Raw genomic sequence first — 15107 nt, 5'->3', positions numbered from 1 at the left:
GGAGGCATGAGCGAGGACTACTGCACCATCGCCGACGCGGTGAAGCCGCCGAAGGCCGACGGGCCGCCGTACGCGGAGTGCGTGCTGTGCCGGGAGCCGACGGAGTACCCGGAGTCGTACAAGGGCATCACGCTCTGCCCGGTCTGCGAGTGGCAGGAGGCGCAGCGCACGGCCTGCTCCGGCTGACCGCGTCGCCGGCCCGCGCGCCGGGCTTGGCAGACTGGGGCGTGTGAACAGTGAGCCCACGCCCGCCGGTGACAGCCCCTTCCGCTCCGAGGCGCGTGACAGCGCCCCGCAGTTCGTCCTGCCCCTGGTCGTACGGATCGAGCGGTCCGCTCCCCCGGCCCGCACCGACGCGCTGGAGACCTCGGCGCGCGCAGTCCTGGTGATCCTCAGCGACGAGCGCTCCGTCGGCGAGGGCGAGTGGGCGCAGGCCGTCCGGGACTGGCAGGACGCGCGGATCCGCAAGGTCGTACGGCGGGCCCGGGGCGCCGAGTGGCGGCGCGCCCAGGAGCTGCCCGGCATCACCGTCACCGGCAAGTCCGCCGAGGTGCGGGTCTTCCCGCCGGTCCCGCTGGACGGCTGGCCCAAGGAGCTGGCGAAGCTCCAGGTGTCCGGCACCGATCTCGACGACCCGGAGCCGCCCGTGGCCCCCGGGCCCGGTGAGCCGGTGCTGTGGCTGAACCCGGACCTCGACATGTCGGCCGGCAAGGCGATGGCGCAGACCGGGCACGCGGCACAGCTCGCCTGGTGGGAGCTGCCGGACGCGGAGCGGGACGCCTGGCGCGCGGCGGGCTTCCCGCTGGCCGTGCGGACCGCCGACCCTGCGCGCTGGCGGGCCCTCACGGAGTCCGGTCTGCCGCTGGTGCGGGACGCCGGGTTCACGGAGATCGCGCCGGGCTCCTGCACCGTCGTCGCCGACCACCCGGCCCTGCGCCGCACGCCCGGCGCCTGAACGCACCGGCCGTCCCGCACGTACGAAGCGGGGGGCGCGGCCAACCTCAAATGTTGCTCTGAAGCCGGCGTCCCGAGGGTTCGGGCGGGTCCGCGCGGGGCCATACCCCCGTCACGCGGGGCCCGTCGGGGAGGCGGGCGGCGGGGCAGGCACGAGGTGGAGGTGGGGACGATGGTGCGGCTGGGGACCGGGATCGGGTGGCGTCCGGAGATCGCGGACGCCGTGGAGCGCATGCCGGGTGTCGACTGGGTCGAGGCGGTCGCCGAGAACGTCTGCCCCGGACACCTCCCGGAGTCCCTGCTGCGGCTGCGGGAGCGCGGGGTGACCGTGGTCCCGCACGGCGTCTCGCTGGGCCTGGGCGGCGCGGAGCGGCCCGACGAGACTCGGCTGACCGCGCTCGCCGAGCGGGCGGAGGCACTGGGCTCGCCCCTGGTCACCGAGCACATCGCGTTCGTCCGGGCGGGCGGCGCGCTGACCGCGTCGCCGCGGCTGGAGGCCGGGCACCTGCTGCCGGTGCCGCGCACCCGGGACGCCCTGGACGTGCTGTGCGAGAACGTACGGATCGCGCAGGACGCGCTGCCCGTGCCGCTCGCCGTGGAGAACATCGCGGCGCTGTTCTCCTGGCCGGGCGAGGAGATGACGGAGGGCCAGTTCCTGTACGAGCTGGCCGACCGCACCGGCGTACGGCTGCTGATCGACGTGGCCAACCTCCACACCAACCACGTCAACCGGGGCGAGGACCCCGCCAAGGCGCTCGCCGAACTGCCGCTGGAGGCCCTGGCGTACGTGCACGTGGCGGGCGGCTTCGAGCGGGACGGGGTCTGGCACGACAGCCACGCGCACCCGGTGCCGCGGCCGGTCCTCGACATCCTGACGGACCTCGCGTCCCGGGTGTCCCCGCCGGGGGTACTGCTGGAGCGCGACGAGAACTTCCCCGCGCCCGAGGAGCTGGAGCGCGAGCTGGACTCCATCCGGGAGGCGCTCGCGACGGGCGGGGCTTCCCGGACGGCGGCGCTCCCCGAGCCCGTACGGACGGCGGCCCGCGCGGTCCCCGAGGCGCCCGCGCCGGTCCGGGAGCGGCTGGCACTGGAGCAGACGGCCCTGCTGTCGGCGCTCGTCGCGGGGACCCCGGCGCCGGAGGGCTTCGACCGGGTGCGGCTCGGGGTGCAGGCGCGGGCGCTGGCCGCGAAGCGGGCGGACGTGGTGGCCAAGGTGGCGCCGGAACTGCCGGTGATCCTCGGGGACGGGTACCGCCCCGCGTTCCTCGCGTACGCCCAGCGGCACCCCATGACCGGCGGCTACCGGCGGGACGCGCTGGAGTTCGCCGGGCGTCTGCTCGCCGAGGGGCGGCCCGCGGACGCCGGTGCCCGGACGGAGCTGCGGGAGTGGTGGCAGGAGCGCTCGGGCCCGAAGCCGCGCTCACGGCGGCCGGGGGTACGGCTGGCGCGGGCCACCCGCCGGGTGCTGCTCCGCCGCTGATCCTGCCCGATTGACCCCGCTATGCCCGTGATGTAACTGTGGGATGCGCGACGGCGGTTGGCGTGGGCTCGAAGTAATATGCCCATCCCATCCCCGAAGCGCACTGACGTGCGGTGCCGCAACAGGAGGCACCTCATGCGACCGCGACCTCCCCTCAAGGGCAGAGGCGTCCTCAGCGGCACCGGACTCATCGTCACGGGCCTGGTGGCCACCCTCGCGGCGATGGTCTTCCCGATCTGGTCGTACGCCGACCGGTCGGGCACCGGACTCGCCGTGCTCAACGCCCAGTCCGTCACGACCGGCTACGGCCCGCTCTCCGCCCTCGACCGCGACTTCGTCACGAAGGTCCGCCTCGCGGGCCTGTGGGAACTTCCCGCCGGCCGGCTGGCCGAGCAGAAGGGCACCACCGACGCCGTACGGACCGCGGGGCGGCATCTCGTCGAAGGGCACACGTTCCTGGACGACGAAGTGCGCGACGTCGCCGCCAAGCTGAGCCTGCAGCTGCCCGACGAGCCGACCGGGCAGCAGCGCGCGTGGCTGGAGACTCTGGGCGCGGCCGAGGGGACCGAGTTCGACGCACGGTTCGCCAACATCCTGCGGCTGGCGCACGGCAAGGTGTTCACGGTCGTGGCCGAGGTGCGGGCCGGCACCCGCAACTCCCTGGTCCGCAAGCTGGCCGACGACGCCAACACCACGGTCCTGGACCACATCAGGGTCCTGGAGGCCACCGGTCACGTCGACTACGAGGCACTGGCCCGGGATCTGGTCGCCGACAGCACGCCTCCGCCGACCCCCTCCCCGGCGCCGCCCGGCCCGGTCGCCGACCCCGCCCCGGCGGAGCCGGTGAACCCGGACGCGTCACCGACGTACTCCCTGCCGCCGGCGGCCAGCAGCCCGCGACCGCGTACGGACAGCACTCCCTAGAGACACTCGTCCCGATCCGGAACGTCACATCCCTGCAAATCCGTGTCCGGATGGTGAACAAACCATGGCGCCGGGCCCGTCATCTGGCATAGAAAAACGGCATGTTCTGGGTCCTCCTCCTGCTGCTGGCCTGGGCCGTCGCCGGCACGGCCTGCACCCGGCTGTGCCTCGCCGCCGTGCACGCCGCCGCCACGGACGTGAACGGCGCCCCGGCCGAGGGGCGGCACGATCTGACCCTGTACGAGGCGGCGTTCCTGTCCGGCGGCCCGCGCCGGGTCGCCGATCTGACCCTTGTCTCCATGGCCCGGCAGCGGCGACTGCTGCTCGCGCACACCGGGTGGGCGACGGTCGTCGATCCGCGCGGCCGGGACGAGATGGAGCGTTCGGTGCTCGGGGCCATCGGGCCCGAGGGCCAGTCGCGGATAGCGCCGGTGCGGGACGCGGCGGCCGCCGCCGACGCCGTCGGCAGCCTCGCCGACCGTCTTGTCGGCGCGGGCCTCGCCGTGCCCGACGGTCCGCGCCGCGACATCACGGCGGCGATCCGTCAGGTCCGTTTCGCCGCCGCCCTCGTGCCGGTGCTCGGTGTCGTCGCGCTGCTGACGCCCGGCCGCTCGGACATGCCGGGACATCTGGTCGCGCTCTGGTTCGCGCTCCCCCTGATCCTCTCCCTGAGCTGCCTGGCCATCGCCCGCGTCGAGATCTCCCCGTACGCCCGGTGGGCCTCCCCGGCCGGGCAGAGCCTGCTCAACTCGCTGGCCCGGCGCTCCCGGGGCTCGGACGACCGCACGTTCCTCACCGCCGTCGCCGTACGCGGGGTGCGGGCCGTCGGCGAGCCGGAGCTGCGGGCGGCCTTCGCGCATCGCGATCCGGAGCGCGGGACGGACCGGCACCGTGACGGCACGTCCGGGTTCGCGTGACGCATAGGGGGCATTGACGCCGACACCGGCGGGCGGTGCTTTACTTCCTCAACCGGCGAACGAAATATCCCTTCTGTTGCTGCCGTGCACCGAAGGGATACGCGATGCGAGCTGCCGCCCTCTACTCGGCCGCGGGGGCACTGCTCCTGACGACCCTGTCCGCCGCACCGGCAGGAGCCACCGGGGCCGCCCCCGGCTGGAGCGAGAGACACGGCACCGCGGTCGCCGCCCTGCGCGCCGAGACCGCCGGCATCGACTTCGGCCGCTGCCCCAAGAGCCAGGGCCTCCCGGAGAACGTGAAGTGCGGGACGGTCTCCGTCCCCCTCGACTACGCGCGCCCGTACGGCAGGCAGATCAAGCTCACCGTCAGCCGGGTGCCCGCCACCCACCGGGACCCCGGCAACAGCAAGCACCGGGTGCCGCGCAAGGGCGCCATCGTCTACAACCCGGGCGGCCCGGGCGCCTCGGGGCTGCACTTCCCGCTGATCGGGGTGCTGCCCGCGTGGAAGCGGCTGGCGGCCGCGTACGACCTCGTGGGCTACGCCCCGCGCGGGGTCGGGCCGTCGGCGCCGCTGTCCTGCCAGGACCCCGAGCAGTCCCTGAAGGCGCCGACCCTCGCGCCGGTCCACCCCTCCGAGGCGGACAAGAAGGAGCGGATCGCCCGCGCCGAGGCGTACGCGCGCGGCTGCGCCCAGCGCGCGGGCAGCGCCCTTCGCCACTACAACTCCCTGAACAACGCCCGCGACCTGGACGTCCTGCGCGCCGCGCTGGGCGAGCCGAAGCTGACGTTCATGGGGGCGTCGTACGGCACCTACTTCGGGGCGCTGTACGCGCACCTCTTCCCCACCCACGTACGGCGCATGGTGTTCGACTCGGCGGTGAACCCGGACCCGGCGCAGATCTGGTACCAGAACAACCTCGCCCAGTCGGTGGCGTTCGAGAGCCGCTGGGCGGACTTCCGGGAGTGGGTGGCCGAGCACCACGCCGTCTACGGTCTCGGCCGTACCGCCGAGGCCGTGCAGCGCGGCTACGACAAGGCGCGGGCGCGGCTGGCCGCGAAGCCGGCCGGCGGGCGGATCGGTCCGGGGCAGCTGCAGGAGGCGTTCCTGCAGGCCGGGTACTACGACGACTACTGGCCCTCGCGCGCGCAGGCGCTGTCGGCGTACCTGAAGGGCGACTCCAAGCCGCTGGTGGAGCTGGCGTCACCGGTGACCGAGGCGGCGGCCGAGGAGGAGAACACGAACGCCGTCTACACGGCCGTGGAGTGCAACGACGCGCCCTGGCCGACGGACTGGAGGGTGTGGGACCGGGACAACACGCGGCTCGCGCGGGTGGCGCCCTTCGAGACCTGGGACAACGCCTGGATGAACCTGCCGTGCGCGTTCTGGAAGGCGCCCCGGCAGCAGCCCGTGGACGTGCGGACCGGGCCGGGCGAGCTGCCGCCGGTCCTGATCCTGGCGGCGGAGCGGGACGCGGCCACCCCGTACGACGGGGCGCTGGAGATGCACCGGCGGCTGGCCGGCTCGGTGCTGGTGACCGAGCGGAACGCGGGGACGCACGGCATCGCGTACGGCCCCAACAAGTGTGTCAACGCGCATGTCGACGCCTATCTCCTCGAGGGACGGCTGCCGGGGCGCCGGGCGTCGTGCGAGGGGCGTCCGCAGCCCGAGCCGCAGCGCGCGGAGGACCGTAAGGCCGAGCGGTCCGCGGCGACGAAGCCGGGCGAGCGGCCGCGCGCCGCGGGCTGAGCGGACACCGCAGGACGCGAGCACGCACGAAGGCCCGAGGCGATCCCCCGGGCCTTCGTACGTCAGGCGTGAGGCGTCAGGCCAGTCCGGCGATGAGGTCCGCCACCGACTTGCGGCGGCCGGTGTAGAACGGGACCTCCTCGCGGACGTGCCGCCGCGCCTCCGAGCCGCGCAGATGGCGCATGAGGTCGACGATGCGGTACAGCTCGTCGGCCTCGAAGGCGAGGATCCACTCGTAGTCGCCGAGGGAGAACGAGGCGACCGTGTTGGCGCGGACGTCCGGGTAGCCGCGGGCCATCTTGCCGTGGTCGGCGAGCATCCGGCGGCGGTCCTCGTCGGGCAGCAGATACCAGTCGTAGGAGCGCACGAACGGGTACACGCTGACGTAGTCGCGGGGCGTCTCGTCGGCGAGGAACGCCGGGATGTGCGAGCGGTTGAACTCGGCGGGGCGGTGCAGCGCCATGTTCGACCAGACGGGCTCCAGGGCGCGGCCCAGCTTCGTGCGGCGGAAGAGGTTGTAGGCCTCCTGCAGCTGGTCGCTGGTCTCCGCGTGCCACCAGATCATGACGTCGGCGTCGGCGCGCAGACCGGAGACGTCGTAGGTGCCGCGGATCGTCACGTCCTTGGCGGCGAGCTGGTCGAACAGCTCCTGGACCTCGTCGGCGTAGCCCGTGCGGTCCTCCGGGAGCACGTCCTTCAGCTTGAAGACCGACCAGAGGGTGTAGCGGATGACCTCGTTGAGGTCCTTGGCCAGCTTGCCCTTGTTCGGGATCCTGCCGGTCTCGGTGGTGGAGGCTTCGTCACTCATGTCCCTCATTCTCCTGCTCCTCCGTGCAGACTCTGCACCGGGTCGGCGGTGAGCTGCTGCACACCGCCGAGGTCTCCGGCCAGCTGGTCGACGGCGGCGTAGGCGCTCGCGATGCAGGCCGGGATGCCCACGCCGTCGTACGGGGCGCCGCACACGGCCAGGCCGGGAAGTTCGGCGACGCGCGCGCGGACGCGGGCCACGCGCGCGTGGTGGCCGACGGGGTACTGGGGCAGTCCGCCGGTCCAGCGGGTGACGCGGGTCTCCAGGGGTGTGGCGGCCAGGCCCGTGGCCTCGGCGAGGTCGCGCCGGGAGACCTCCACGAGCTCGGCGTCGTCGCGCGTGAGGATCTCCGTCTCCCCGTGCCGTCCGACGGAGGTGCGCAGCACCGTCACGTCCGGGTCCTCGTCGGCGATCCAGCCCCATTTGCGGGAGGCGAACGTGGACGCCTTGATGGTGCGGCCGTCGACCGGCGGGACCAGGAAGCCGCTGCCGTCGGGCAGGGCGGCGGTGTCGGCGCGCCGGTAGGCCAGGGTGATCAGGGCCATGGAGGCGTACTCGACGGTGTCGAGCTCGGCGGCGGCCGCGGGCGCCTCGGCGCGCAGCAGGGCGGCGGCGGCCGGGGCGGGCACGGCGACGACGACGGCGTCGGCGCGCAGCACCCGGTCGCCGGCGACGACACGCCAGCCGGTGGGGCCCTCGCGGCGCAGCTCGGTGACGGGCGCGCCGGTGACGATCTCGCCGCCGCGCGCGCGGACGGACGCGGCGACGGCGAGCGGCAGTTGCCCGATGCCGCCCTCGATGCCCATGAAGACCGGTCCGCTCTGCGGCCGGGCGGCGGTGCCGGCCTGGATCTCGCGTACGGCCTCGGTGAGCGAGTCGTGGGTGCGGGCGGCCTGGTAGAGCTGGGGGACGGCGGAGCGCAGCGAGAGGCGGTAGGCGTCGCCCGCGTACACGCCGCCCAGCAGGGGCTCGACCAGGCGGTCGACGACCTCGCGGCCCACGCGGGCGGCTACGAATTCGCCGACGGCGACGTCGTCGCCGACCTCGGTGCGGGGCAGGTCGGCGTCGCGCTCGATCCGGGCCAGTCCCTCCGGCGTGAGCAGTCCCGACAGGGCGGCGGCGGTGCCGGGGACGCCCATGACATGGCCCTTGGGCATGGGGCGCAGGGCGCCGCGCGTCCAGATCGAGGCGCTCGCGGTGGCGGGCGGCTGGAGCCGGCCGGCGAGACCCACCTCGCGGGCGAGGGCGACGGCCTCGGGGCGGCGGGCGAGCATCGACTCGGCGCCGAGGTCCACGCGCACACCGGCGATCCGGCCGGGCAGCAGCTTGCCGCCGACGCGGTCGGACGCCTCCAGCACGGTGACCTCGCGGCCGCCGGCCAGCAGCCGGTGGGCGGCCGCGAGTCCGGCGATGCCGCCGCCGATGACGACGACCCGGCCGCCGGGCCCGGTGCGGTGTTCCTCGTGCTCTGGGGTGTGCTCGCGCATGATCCCACTCTCTCAAACGGCACCGACAGCGCCGCCAGGGCCGTACGGCCCCTTCGCGCCGGGACCGGTGTGCCCGGGCCGAGTCCCGACCGTGACCTCTTCGGGACCGTACGCCGCCAACGTTCCGGCGGGCCCGGGCGTCGAAGAGGCGTCAGTCGTCCACGACGAGCCCTCGGGGGTACCCACCATGCGCACACGGCGTTCCACACGATCCGTCCAGGCCCTCGCCGGCCTCCTGCTGGCCGGCGCGCTCACGCTCACCGGGTGCAGCGGCGCCGCCGACGGCGGTGCCTCCTCCGACTCCGCGGCGGGCGGCGAGGCCGCCCAGTCGGACGCCAAGGGCGTCGCCCCGGACGGCGTCACCGACTCCGGGTCGGGCGGCGGGGCCCGCAAGCAGCCGTCGACGGCGCCCACGACCGCCCCGACGCACATCATCCGCACCGCCTCGCTGACCGTGCGGGTCAAGGACGTGCCCGACGCGCTCGACAAGGCCCGCACCACGGTGGAGAACGCGGGCGGCTACGTCGGGAACGAGACCACCACGCGCGGCGGCGACGGCCATGAACGCACGCGCGTGGTGCTGCGGGTGCCGGTCGACCGGTACGCCGAGGTCCTCGACGACCTGGAGGGCGCGGGCAAGCTCGTCGAGCGCAGCGCCAAGGCGCAGGACGTCACCGACCAGGTCGTCGACGTGCAGAGCCGCATCACCTCGCAGCGGGCCAGCGTGGCCCGGATCCGGGAGCTGATGGACCGGGCGACCAGGCTCAGCGACGTGGTGACGCTGGAGGGCGAGCTGAGCAGCCGCCAGGCCGACCTGGAGGCGCTGCTCGCCCAGCAGGCGTCCCTGAAGGACCGCACCAGCCTCGCCACCATCACCCTCTCCCTGACGGAGAATCCGGTGAAGAAGGCGGCCCCGAAGGACGACGACCCGGGCTTCCTGGACGCGCTCGCGGGCGGCTGGGACGCGTTCGTGACGATGCTGCGCTGGCTGGCCGTGGTGTTCGGGGCCATGCTGCCGTTCCTGGTGGTGGCGGCGCTGCTCGTGCTGCTGTGGGTGAAGCTCCCGCGGCGCTCCCGCCGGACCGTGCGGCCCGCGGCGGCGGACCCGATGGGCGCGGTCGGCCCGGTGCCGGCGGCCCGTCCGGCGCCGGACGCCACGCGCGCGGGCGACGGCCAGGGTGGCGAGCAGCACTGAAATGCCCGGCCCCCGTAGCGTGTTCGCATGGACATGAGCGCTGCGCGGGGTGTGCGGGAACGGTTGGTCGTGATCGGCGGCGACGCCGCGGGGATGTCCGCGGCGTCGCAGGCACGCCGGTTGAGGGACGCCGGGGAGTTGGAGATCGTGGCCTTCGAACGCGGCCACTTCACCTCCTACTCGGCCTGCGGCATCCCGTACTGGGTGGGCGGTGACGTCGCCGGGCCCGAGCGACTGATCGCGCGGACCGCCGAGGAGCACCGCGCGCGGGACATCGATCTGCGGCTGCGGACCGAGGTCACGGAGATCGACGTGGCCGGACGGCGGGTACGCGCGCGTGACCTCGACTCGGGCGACGAGTCCTGGACGTCGTACGACAAGCTCGTGATCGCGACCGGGGCGCGGCCGATCCGGCCCGAGATGCCGGGTGTCGACGCGCCCGGCGTGCACGGTGTGCAGACCCTGGACGACGGGCAGGCCCTGCTCGACACGCTCGCGCGCACCGGGGGCCGGCGCGCGGTGGTGGTCGGCGCCGGGTACATCGGCGTGGAGATGGCAGAGGCGCTGATCAACCGCGGCTACGAGGTGACGGTCGTCAACCGGGGCAGTGAGCCCATGTCGACGCTGGACCCGGACATGGGCCGCCTGGTCCACGAGGCGATGGAGGGTCTCGGCATCACCATGGTGGACGACGCCGAGGTCACCAAGATCCTGACCGGGGACGACGGGCACGTCCGTGCCGTGGCGACCGAGGACGCCGAGTACCCGGCGGACGTGGTCGTCCTGGGCATCGGCGTCCGCCCCGAGACCACGCTGGCGCGCGCGGCGGGCCTGCCGCTGGGCGAGCACGGCGGACTGCTCACCGACCGCGCCATGCGCGTGCGCGGCCACACCGACGTCTACGCCGGCGGCGACTGCGTCGAGGTCCTCGACCTGGTCTCCGGCCAGGAGCGGCACGTCCCGCTGGGCACCCACGCCAACAAGCACGGGCAGGTCATCGGCACCAACGTGGGCGGCGGCTACGCCACGTTCCCCGGGGTGGTCGGCACGGCCGTCAGCAAGGTGTGCGACCTGGAGATCGCCCGCACCGGCCTGCGCGAGAAGGACGCGCGCAGGGCGGGCCTGCGGTACGTCACCGCCACCATCGAGTCCACGAGCCGTGCCGGGTACTACCCGGGCGCCTCCCCCATGACGGTCAAGATGCTCGCCGAACTCCGCACGGGACGGCTGCTCGGTGTGCAGATCGTCGGCCGCGAGGGCGCGGGCAAGCGGGTCGACATCGCGGCGGTCGCGCTGACGGCCGGGATGACGGTGGAGCAGATGACGTCACTGGACCTGGGGTACGCGCCGCCGTTCTCCCCGGTGTGGGACCCGGTCCTGGTGGCGGCCCGCAAGGCGTCGAAGGCGGTGCACGGCGTCTCCTGAGGCACCGGCGGGCCGGTGGCGGCTCAGGCGCTGCCGTTGATCCTCTCGATGGCCTGCCGCGCCTGCTCGGCCGGCGGCCGCGAGGGCAGCGAGGACACGGACGCGCTGCTCGGCATGGCGGCGGGCTGCTCGCCGGCGGGCTTGGCGTGCGCGGCGGCGGGCCGCGTGGACCGCAGCCGGTGGCTGACCGCCTCGTCCAGCGTCACCGGCCGCTGCATCTGCGTCGCGAGCCGCCCGGCGTCCTGGCCCAGCCGGGCCACGTCCTCCCACGGCAGCCGCAGCACCACGGCGATCTCGGCCTCGCCGTCGGGCAGTGCGTGGATCGGAGGGGTCACTCGGTCGCTCATCGCCTGTTCCTCACGTCGTCCCCACGGCCCGCCTTCCCCGTGCCGCGGGCGGTTGCCGAGACATACGCGGCCGGACACGCCGGTGTTCACCGATTCGACGGACCGATCGGGGGCACATATGTGTCGTGGTCATCCCCGTCCATGACGTGAACCCCGTGAGCCGCACCCCCCATGTGACCTACGCGCTGATCATCGCGAACGTCCTGGTGTTCCTGTTCATGCCCGGAGGCGGCGGTTCCGTGGCCGGGGAGAGCAGCCTGGCGCAGCTGTGCCATCTGCACGCGTTCCTCGACCAGTACGCGGCCGTACCGCGGGAGCTGATCCACGGTCAGCTGCCCGGCGTGGTCCCCACGGGCGCTGTCGGCGTCGGTCCTGACGGCCCGGGCTGTGTGTTCGGCCCGCCCGACTACGACAAGTCCCCGGTGCTGTCGGTGTTCACCGCGCTGTTCCTGCACGGCGGCTGGCTGCATCTGCTGGGCAACATGCTGTTCCTGCTGATCTTCGGCAACAACATCGAGGACCGCATGGGCCATGTGCGGTTCCTGCTCTTCTATGTCGTCTGCGGCTACGTCGCCTCGTACGGCTTCGCCCTGCTGAACGACGAGTCGACGGAACCCCTGATCGGCGCGTCCGGGGCGATCGCGGGGGTGCTGGGCGCCTATCTGGTGCTGTATCCGAGGGCCCGGGTCTGGGTCCTCGTGCCGTTCCTGATCTTCCTGCCGCTGCGGCTGCCGGCGTGGCTGGTGCTCGGCTTCTGGTTCGTGCTCCAGGCCGTGTACTCGAACGGCGACGGCGTCTCCGACGCGGGCACCGTGGCGTACGCGGCGCACATCGTGGGCTTCCTGGCCGGCATGGCGATCGCCTGGCCGCTGCGCGCGGGGACGCCCCAGCCGCCGGAGCCGCGCGGCCTGCTGTTCGGCAGGAGAGCGCGGCCCGGCTGGTGAGGGAGGTCAGCCGGCGGTGCTGGTGTGGACGTACTCCACGAGGCGGGTCAGCGCGTCCGGGTCGGTGGACGGCATCACGCCGTGCCCGAGGTTGAAGACGTGCCCGTCCAGGCCGGCGGCGGCGTCGAGGACCTCACGGGTCTTCGTCTCCACGGCCTCGCGGCCGGCGAAGAGCACGGTCGGGTCGAGGTTGCCCTGGAGGGCCTTGCCGGGGCCGACCCGGCGGGCGGCCTCGTCGAGCGGGACGCGCCAGTCGACGCCGACGACGTCCGCGCCGGCCTCGCCCATGAGGCCGAGCAGTTCACCGGTGCCGACGCCGAAGTGGATGCGCGGGACGCCGTATCCGGCGACCACGTCGAAGACCTTCGCGGAGGCGGGCAGCACCGAGCGCCGGTAGTCGGCCGGGGCGAGCGCGCCCGCCCAGGAGTCGAAGAGCTGCACGGCGGAGGCGCCGGCCTCGATCTGCACCTTGAGGAACGCGGCCGTGATCTCCGCGAGCCGGTCCAGCAGGTCGGCCCAGAGCTCCGGGTCGCCGTACATCATCGCCTTGGCGTTCTCGTACGTGCGCGACGGGCCGCCCTCGACGAGGTAGCTCGCGAGGGTGAACGGGGCGCCGGCGAACCCGATGAGCGGGGTGGCGCCGAGCTCGGCCGTCAGCAGGCCGATGGCCTCGGTGACGTAGGAGACGTCCTCGGGGGTGAGGTCGCGCAGCCGGGCCAGGTCGGCGCGGGTGCGCACGGGCTGCTCCACGACGGGGCCGACGCCGGGCTTGATGTCGAGGTCGATGCCGATGGCCTTGAGCGGAACGACGATGTCGCTGAAGTAGATCGCCGCGTCGACGCCGTGCCGCCGCACGGGCTGCAGGGTGATCTCGGCGACCAGGTCGGGGCGCATGCACGAGTCGAGCATCCCGATGCCCTCGCGGACCTTGCGGTACTCCGGCAGTGAGCGCCCGGCCTGCCGCATGAACCACACCGGCGTGTGCGGCACGGGCTCGCGCCGGCACGCCTTCAGGAAGGCGGAGTCGTACGGGGCGGAAGGCGGCGTCTGGTTGGCACTCACGGGCCCAAGTCTCGCACGGCCGGGGAGGGCCGGGCGCCGGGGTCGCCGTGTTGTCCTGGTGTCCCTCCCTGCACGAAGCCCCTGTTCCCCTTAATCTTCCCGGCATGGCTGCGGCTCAGGGAAGACTGTCGGACGGCACTGGCGGAGCGGATGACGCGAAGGGCGGCGAAGAGGCGGACCGGAATGCGCGCAGTACGGCCCCGCCGGCCTTCCGCGCCGCGGTGGAGGCGCTGCGCGGCAGCCGGCTGCGCCCGCAGATCGAGGTGGAGCAGACCAAGGCGCCGCAGCGACTCGCCCCGTACGCGTACGCCCTGGAGGCGACCGTCGTCGACGGCGACCAGGACCTGGCCGACGGCCGGCTGGTGCTGCTGCACGACCCTGACGGGCACGACGCCTGGCGGGGCGCCTTCCGGCTGGTGACGCTGGTGCGGGCGGAGCTGGAGCCGGAGATGGCCGCCGATCCGCTGCTGCCGGAGGTGTGCTGGTCCTGGCTGACCGGCGCGCTCCAGGCCCGCGGGCTGTCGTACGGGGAGCCGAGCGGCACCGTGACCCGGGCGAGCTCCCACTACTTCGGGGGTCTGTCGGAGCGGCCCGCGGCCTCGCAGATCGAGATCCGGGCCTCGTGGACCCCGCGGGAGGGCCTGGGCGGCGTCCCGGACACCGCGGCCCATCTCACCTCGTGGTGCGATCTGCTGGCGCAGGTCGCGGGGCTGCCGCCGGCGGGCCCGGGGGACGCCTCGGTGGTGACGCTGCCGCAGCGCCGCGACCCGCAGGCACGCTGATCCGGGGCGGACCCGGCGGTCCGCCCCGCGCGTCACTTTGTCGACACGGCCACTTTCGGTCAGGAACTTGACCGCGATCGAACCGGAATCGATCTCGAACGATCGACCACCTGTCCGAATTGCCCCAATTGTTACTCACTAAATCGTGATCTTTCCCTAAAGGGCCAGAGGTTTGGTGCCGAAGACGACTGTGACCTTGAAAGCCGTCCCCGCACCCCAGGAGGCCCGGTGTCCGTTCTCCTCGAGCAGCCCGCAAGCCTGGTCGCCTACCGCCCGAACAAGCCGACCGCCATGGTGGTCGTGGCCGATCCCCGCGTCCGCTCCACCGTCACCCGCCACCTCTGGGCGCTCGGTGTGCGCGACGTCATCGAAGCCTCGTCCGTCGCGGAGGCTCGTCCCCGCATCGGCAACCCCCGCGACATCTGCGTCGCCGACGTCCACCTCCCCGACGGCTCCGGCCTCACCCTGCTGTCCGAGACCCGCGCCGCCGGCTGGCCCAACGGCCTCGCCCTCTCCGCCGCCGACGACATCGGCGCCGTCCGCAACGCCCTCGCGGGCGGTGTGAAGGGCTACGTCGTCACCGGCACCCGCACCAACGTCGGGCTCCCCACCCGCCCCGGTGCCGCCCCCATCGGCTCCGCCGCCGCCCGTATGCACCGCCGCCACCCGGGTGCCCCGAGCCACCCGGGCGGCTACCGCGAACTGTCCGGCCGTGAGGTCGAGGTCCTGCGGCTGGTGGCGGAGGGCCAGTCGAACAAGGCCATCGGCGTCTCGATGGGCCTGTCCGCCCTGACCGTCAAGAGCCACCTCGCCCGCATCGCCCGCAAGCTCGGCACCGGCGACCGCGCCGGGATGGTCGCCGTGGCCCTGCGGACCGGCATCATCCACTGAGCCCGCCCGACCCGCCGTCCCACCGACCCGCCCGACCGTCCGCCGAGGTGGACGGCCCCCTTCCCCGTCCCCCGTCCCCACCTTCGTCGTAACCCGCTCCGTCACCGCACTGACTGGTTTACGACCCCCCGGCGCCGGGCCCC

Annotated in this window: 15 protein-coding genes; 11 read left to right on the top strand and 4 right to left on the bottom strand. The window is 73.9% G+C overall.

What is annotated here, in order from left to right:
* The first annotated feature begins 6 nt into the window (after positions 1 to 6).
* The 6 genes from KBY32_RS18245 to KBY32_RS18220 all read left to right on the top strand — a co-directional run bounded on the left by KBY32_RS18245 (position 7) and on the right by KBY32_RS18220 (position 6023).
* Positions 7 to 186: a hypothetical protein gene (locus tag KBY32_RS18245; protein WP_055621959.1), complete on the top strand. Its 180-nt coding sequence runs from the start codon at positions 7 to 9 to the stop codon at positions 184 to 186.
* A 43-nt stretch (positions 187 to 229) separates the two neighbouring features.
* Entirely contained in the window at positions 230 to 955 is a 726-nt protein-coding gene (locus KBY32_RS18240; RefSeq protein ID WP_210980794.1) for a peptidyl-tRNA hydrolase, read from the top strand.
* A gap of 171 nt (positions 956 to 1126) precedes the next feature.
* Positions 1127 to 2434, top strand: coding sequence for a DUF692 domain-containing protein (locus tag KBY32_RS18235; RefSeq protein ID WP_210980793.1), 1308 nt, complete (start codon positions 1127 to 1129; stop codon positions 2432 to 2434).
* A gap of 135 nt (positions 2435 to 2569) precedes the next feature.
* On the top strand, positions 2570 to 3358 hold the full coding sequence (locus KBY32_RS18230; RefSeq protein WP_055621962.1) for a DUF4142 domain-containing protein: 789 nt from the start codon (positions 2570 to 2572) through the stop codon (positions 3356 to 3358).
* Between the two features lie 101 nt (positions 3359 to 3459).
* Entirely contained in the window at positions 3460 to 4275 is an 816-nt protein-coding gene (locus KBY32_RS18225) for a TIGR04222 domain-containing membrane protein (RefSeq protein WP_210980792.1), read from the top strand.
* A 104-nt stretch (positions 4276 to 4379) separates the two neighbouring features.
* The gene (locus KBY32_RS18220) at positions 4380 to 6023 is read left to right on the top strand and encodes an alpha/beta hydrolase (RefSeq protein WP_210980791.1); all 1644 of its coding nucleotides are present in this window, start codon (positions 4380 to 4382) and stop codon (positions 6021 to 6023) included.
* 76 nt (positions 6024 to 6099) lie between these two features.
* On the opposite strand, the gene hemQ is transcribed toward KBY32_RS18220, so the two are convergent.
* Complete coding sequence (gene hemQ / locus KBY32_RS18215; RefSeq protein ID WP_210980790.1) at positions 6100 to 6831, bottom strand: hydrogen peroxide-dependent heme synthase; 732 nt, start codon at positions 6829 to 6831, stop codon at positions 6100 to 6102.
* A gap of 5 nt (positions 6832 to 6836) precedes the next feature.
* Positions 6837 to 8318, bottom strand: a complete 1482-nt coding sequence (gene hemG / locus KBY32_RS18210; protein ID WP_210980789.1) for a protoporphyrinogen oxidase — start codon at positions 8316 to 8318, stop codon at positions 6837 to 6839.
* A 187-nt stretch (positions 8319 to 8505) separates the two neighbouring features.
* On the opposite strand from hemG, the gene KBY32_RS18205 reads away from it, so the two are divergent.
* Together KBY32_RS18205 and KBY32_RS18200 are read left to right on the top strand one after the other, a co-directional pair.
* Positions 8506 to 9513, top strand: coding sequence for a DUF4349 domain-containing protein (locus tag KBY32_RS18205; protein WP_210980788.1), 1008 nt, complete (start codon positions 8506 to 8508; stop codon positions 9511 to 9513).
* Between the two features lie 27 nt (positions 9514 to 9540).
* Positions 9541 to 10938, top strand: a complete 1398-nt coding sequence (locus KBY32_RS18200) for an FAD-dependent oxidoreductase (RefSeq protein WP_210980787.1) — start codon at positions 9541 to 9543, stop codon at positions 10936 to 10938.
* Between the two features lie 23 nt (positions 10939 to 10961).
* Here KBY32_RS18200 and KBY32_RS18195 read toward each other — a convergent pair whose 3' ends face one another.
* Complete coding sequence (locus tag KBY32_RS18195; protein WP_181890206.1) at positions 10962 to 11285, bottom strand: hypothetical protein; 324 nt, start codon at positions 11283 to 11285, stop codon at positions 10962 to 10964.
* Between the two features lie 125 nt (positions 11286 to 11410).
* Here KBY32_RS18195 and KBY32_RS18190 point away from each other — a divergent pair, with 125 nt between their 5' ends.
* Entirely contained in the window at positions 11411 to 12229 is an 819-nt protein-coding gene (locus KBY32_RS18190) for a rhomboid family intramembrane serine protease (protein ID WP_055621969.1), read from the top strand.
* 6 nt (positions 12230 to 12235) lie between these two features.
* Here KBY32_RS18190 and hemE read toward each other — a convergent pair whose 3' ends face one another.
* Positions 12236 to 13291 (bottom strand): uroporphyrinogen decarboxylase, encoded by a 1056-nt coding sequence (gene hemE / locus KBY32_RS18185; protein WP_210980786.1) that lies wholly within the window; start codon positions 13289 to 13291, stop codon positions 12236 to 12238.
* 104 nt (positions 13292 to 13395) lie between these two features.
* Between hemE and KBY32_RS18180 the strand changes: the two genes are divergently transcribed.
* Together KBY32_RS18180 and KBY32_RS18175 are read left to right on the top strand one after the other, a co-directional pair.
* The gene (locus tag KBY32_RS18180) at positions 13396 to 14073 is read left to right on the top strand and encodes a DUF3000 domain-containing protein (protein ID WP_108709169.1); all 678 of its coding nucleotides are present in this window, start codon (positions 13396 to 13398) and stop codon (positions 14071 to 14073) included.
* A gap of 228 nt (positions 14074 to 14301) precedes the next feature.
* Positions 14302 to 14964 (top strand): response regulator transcription factor, encoded by a 663-nt coding sequence (locus KBY32_RS18175; protein WP_055621971.1) that lies wholly within the window; start codon positions 14302 to 14304, stop codon positions 14962 to 14964.
* Positions 14965 to 15107 lie beyond the last annotated feature (143 nt).

Origin of the sequence: Streptomyces sp. RK62 (genome assembly GCF_018070255.1) — a bacterium.
Lineage (GTDB): Bacteria > Actinomycetota > Actinomycetes > Streptomycetales > Streptomycetaceae > Streptomyces > Streptomyces nigra.
Note: the sequence above shows the minus strand (reverse complement) of the source record. Positions and strands in the feature narration are given on the sequence as shown.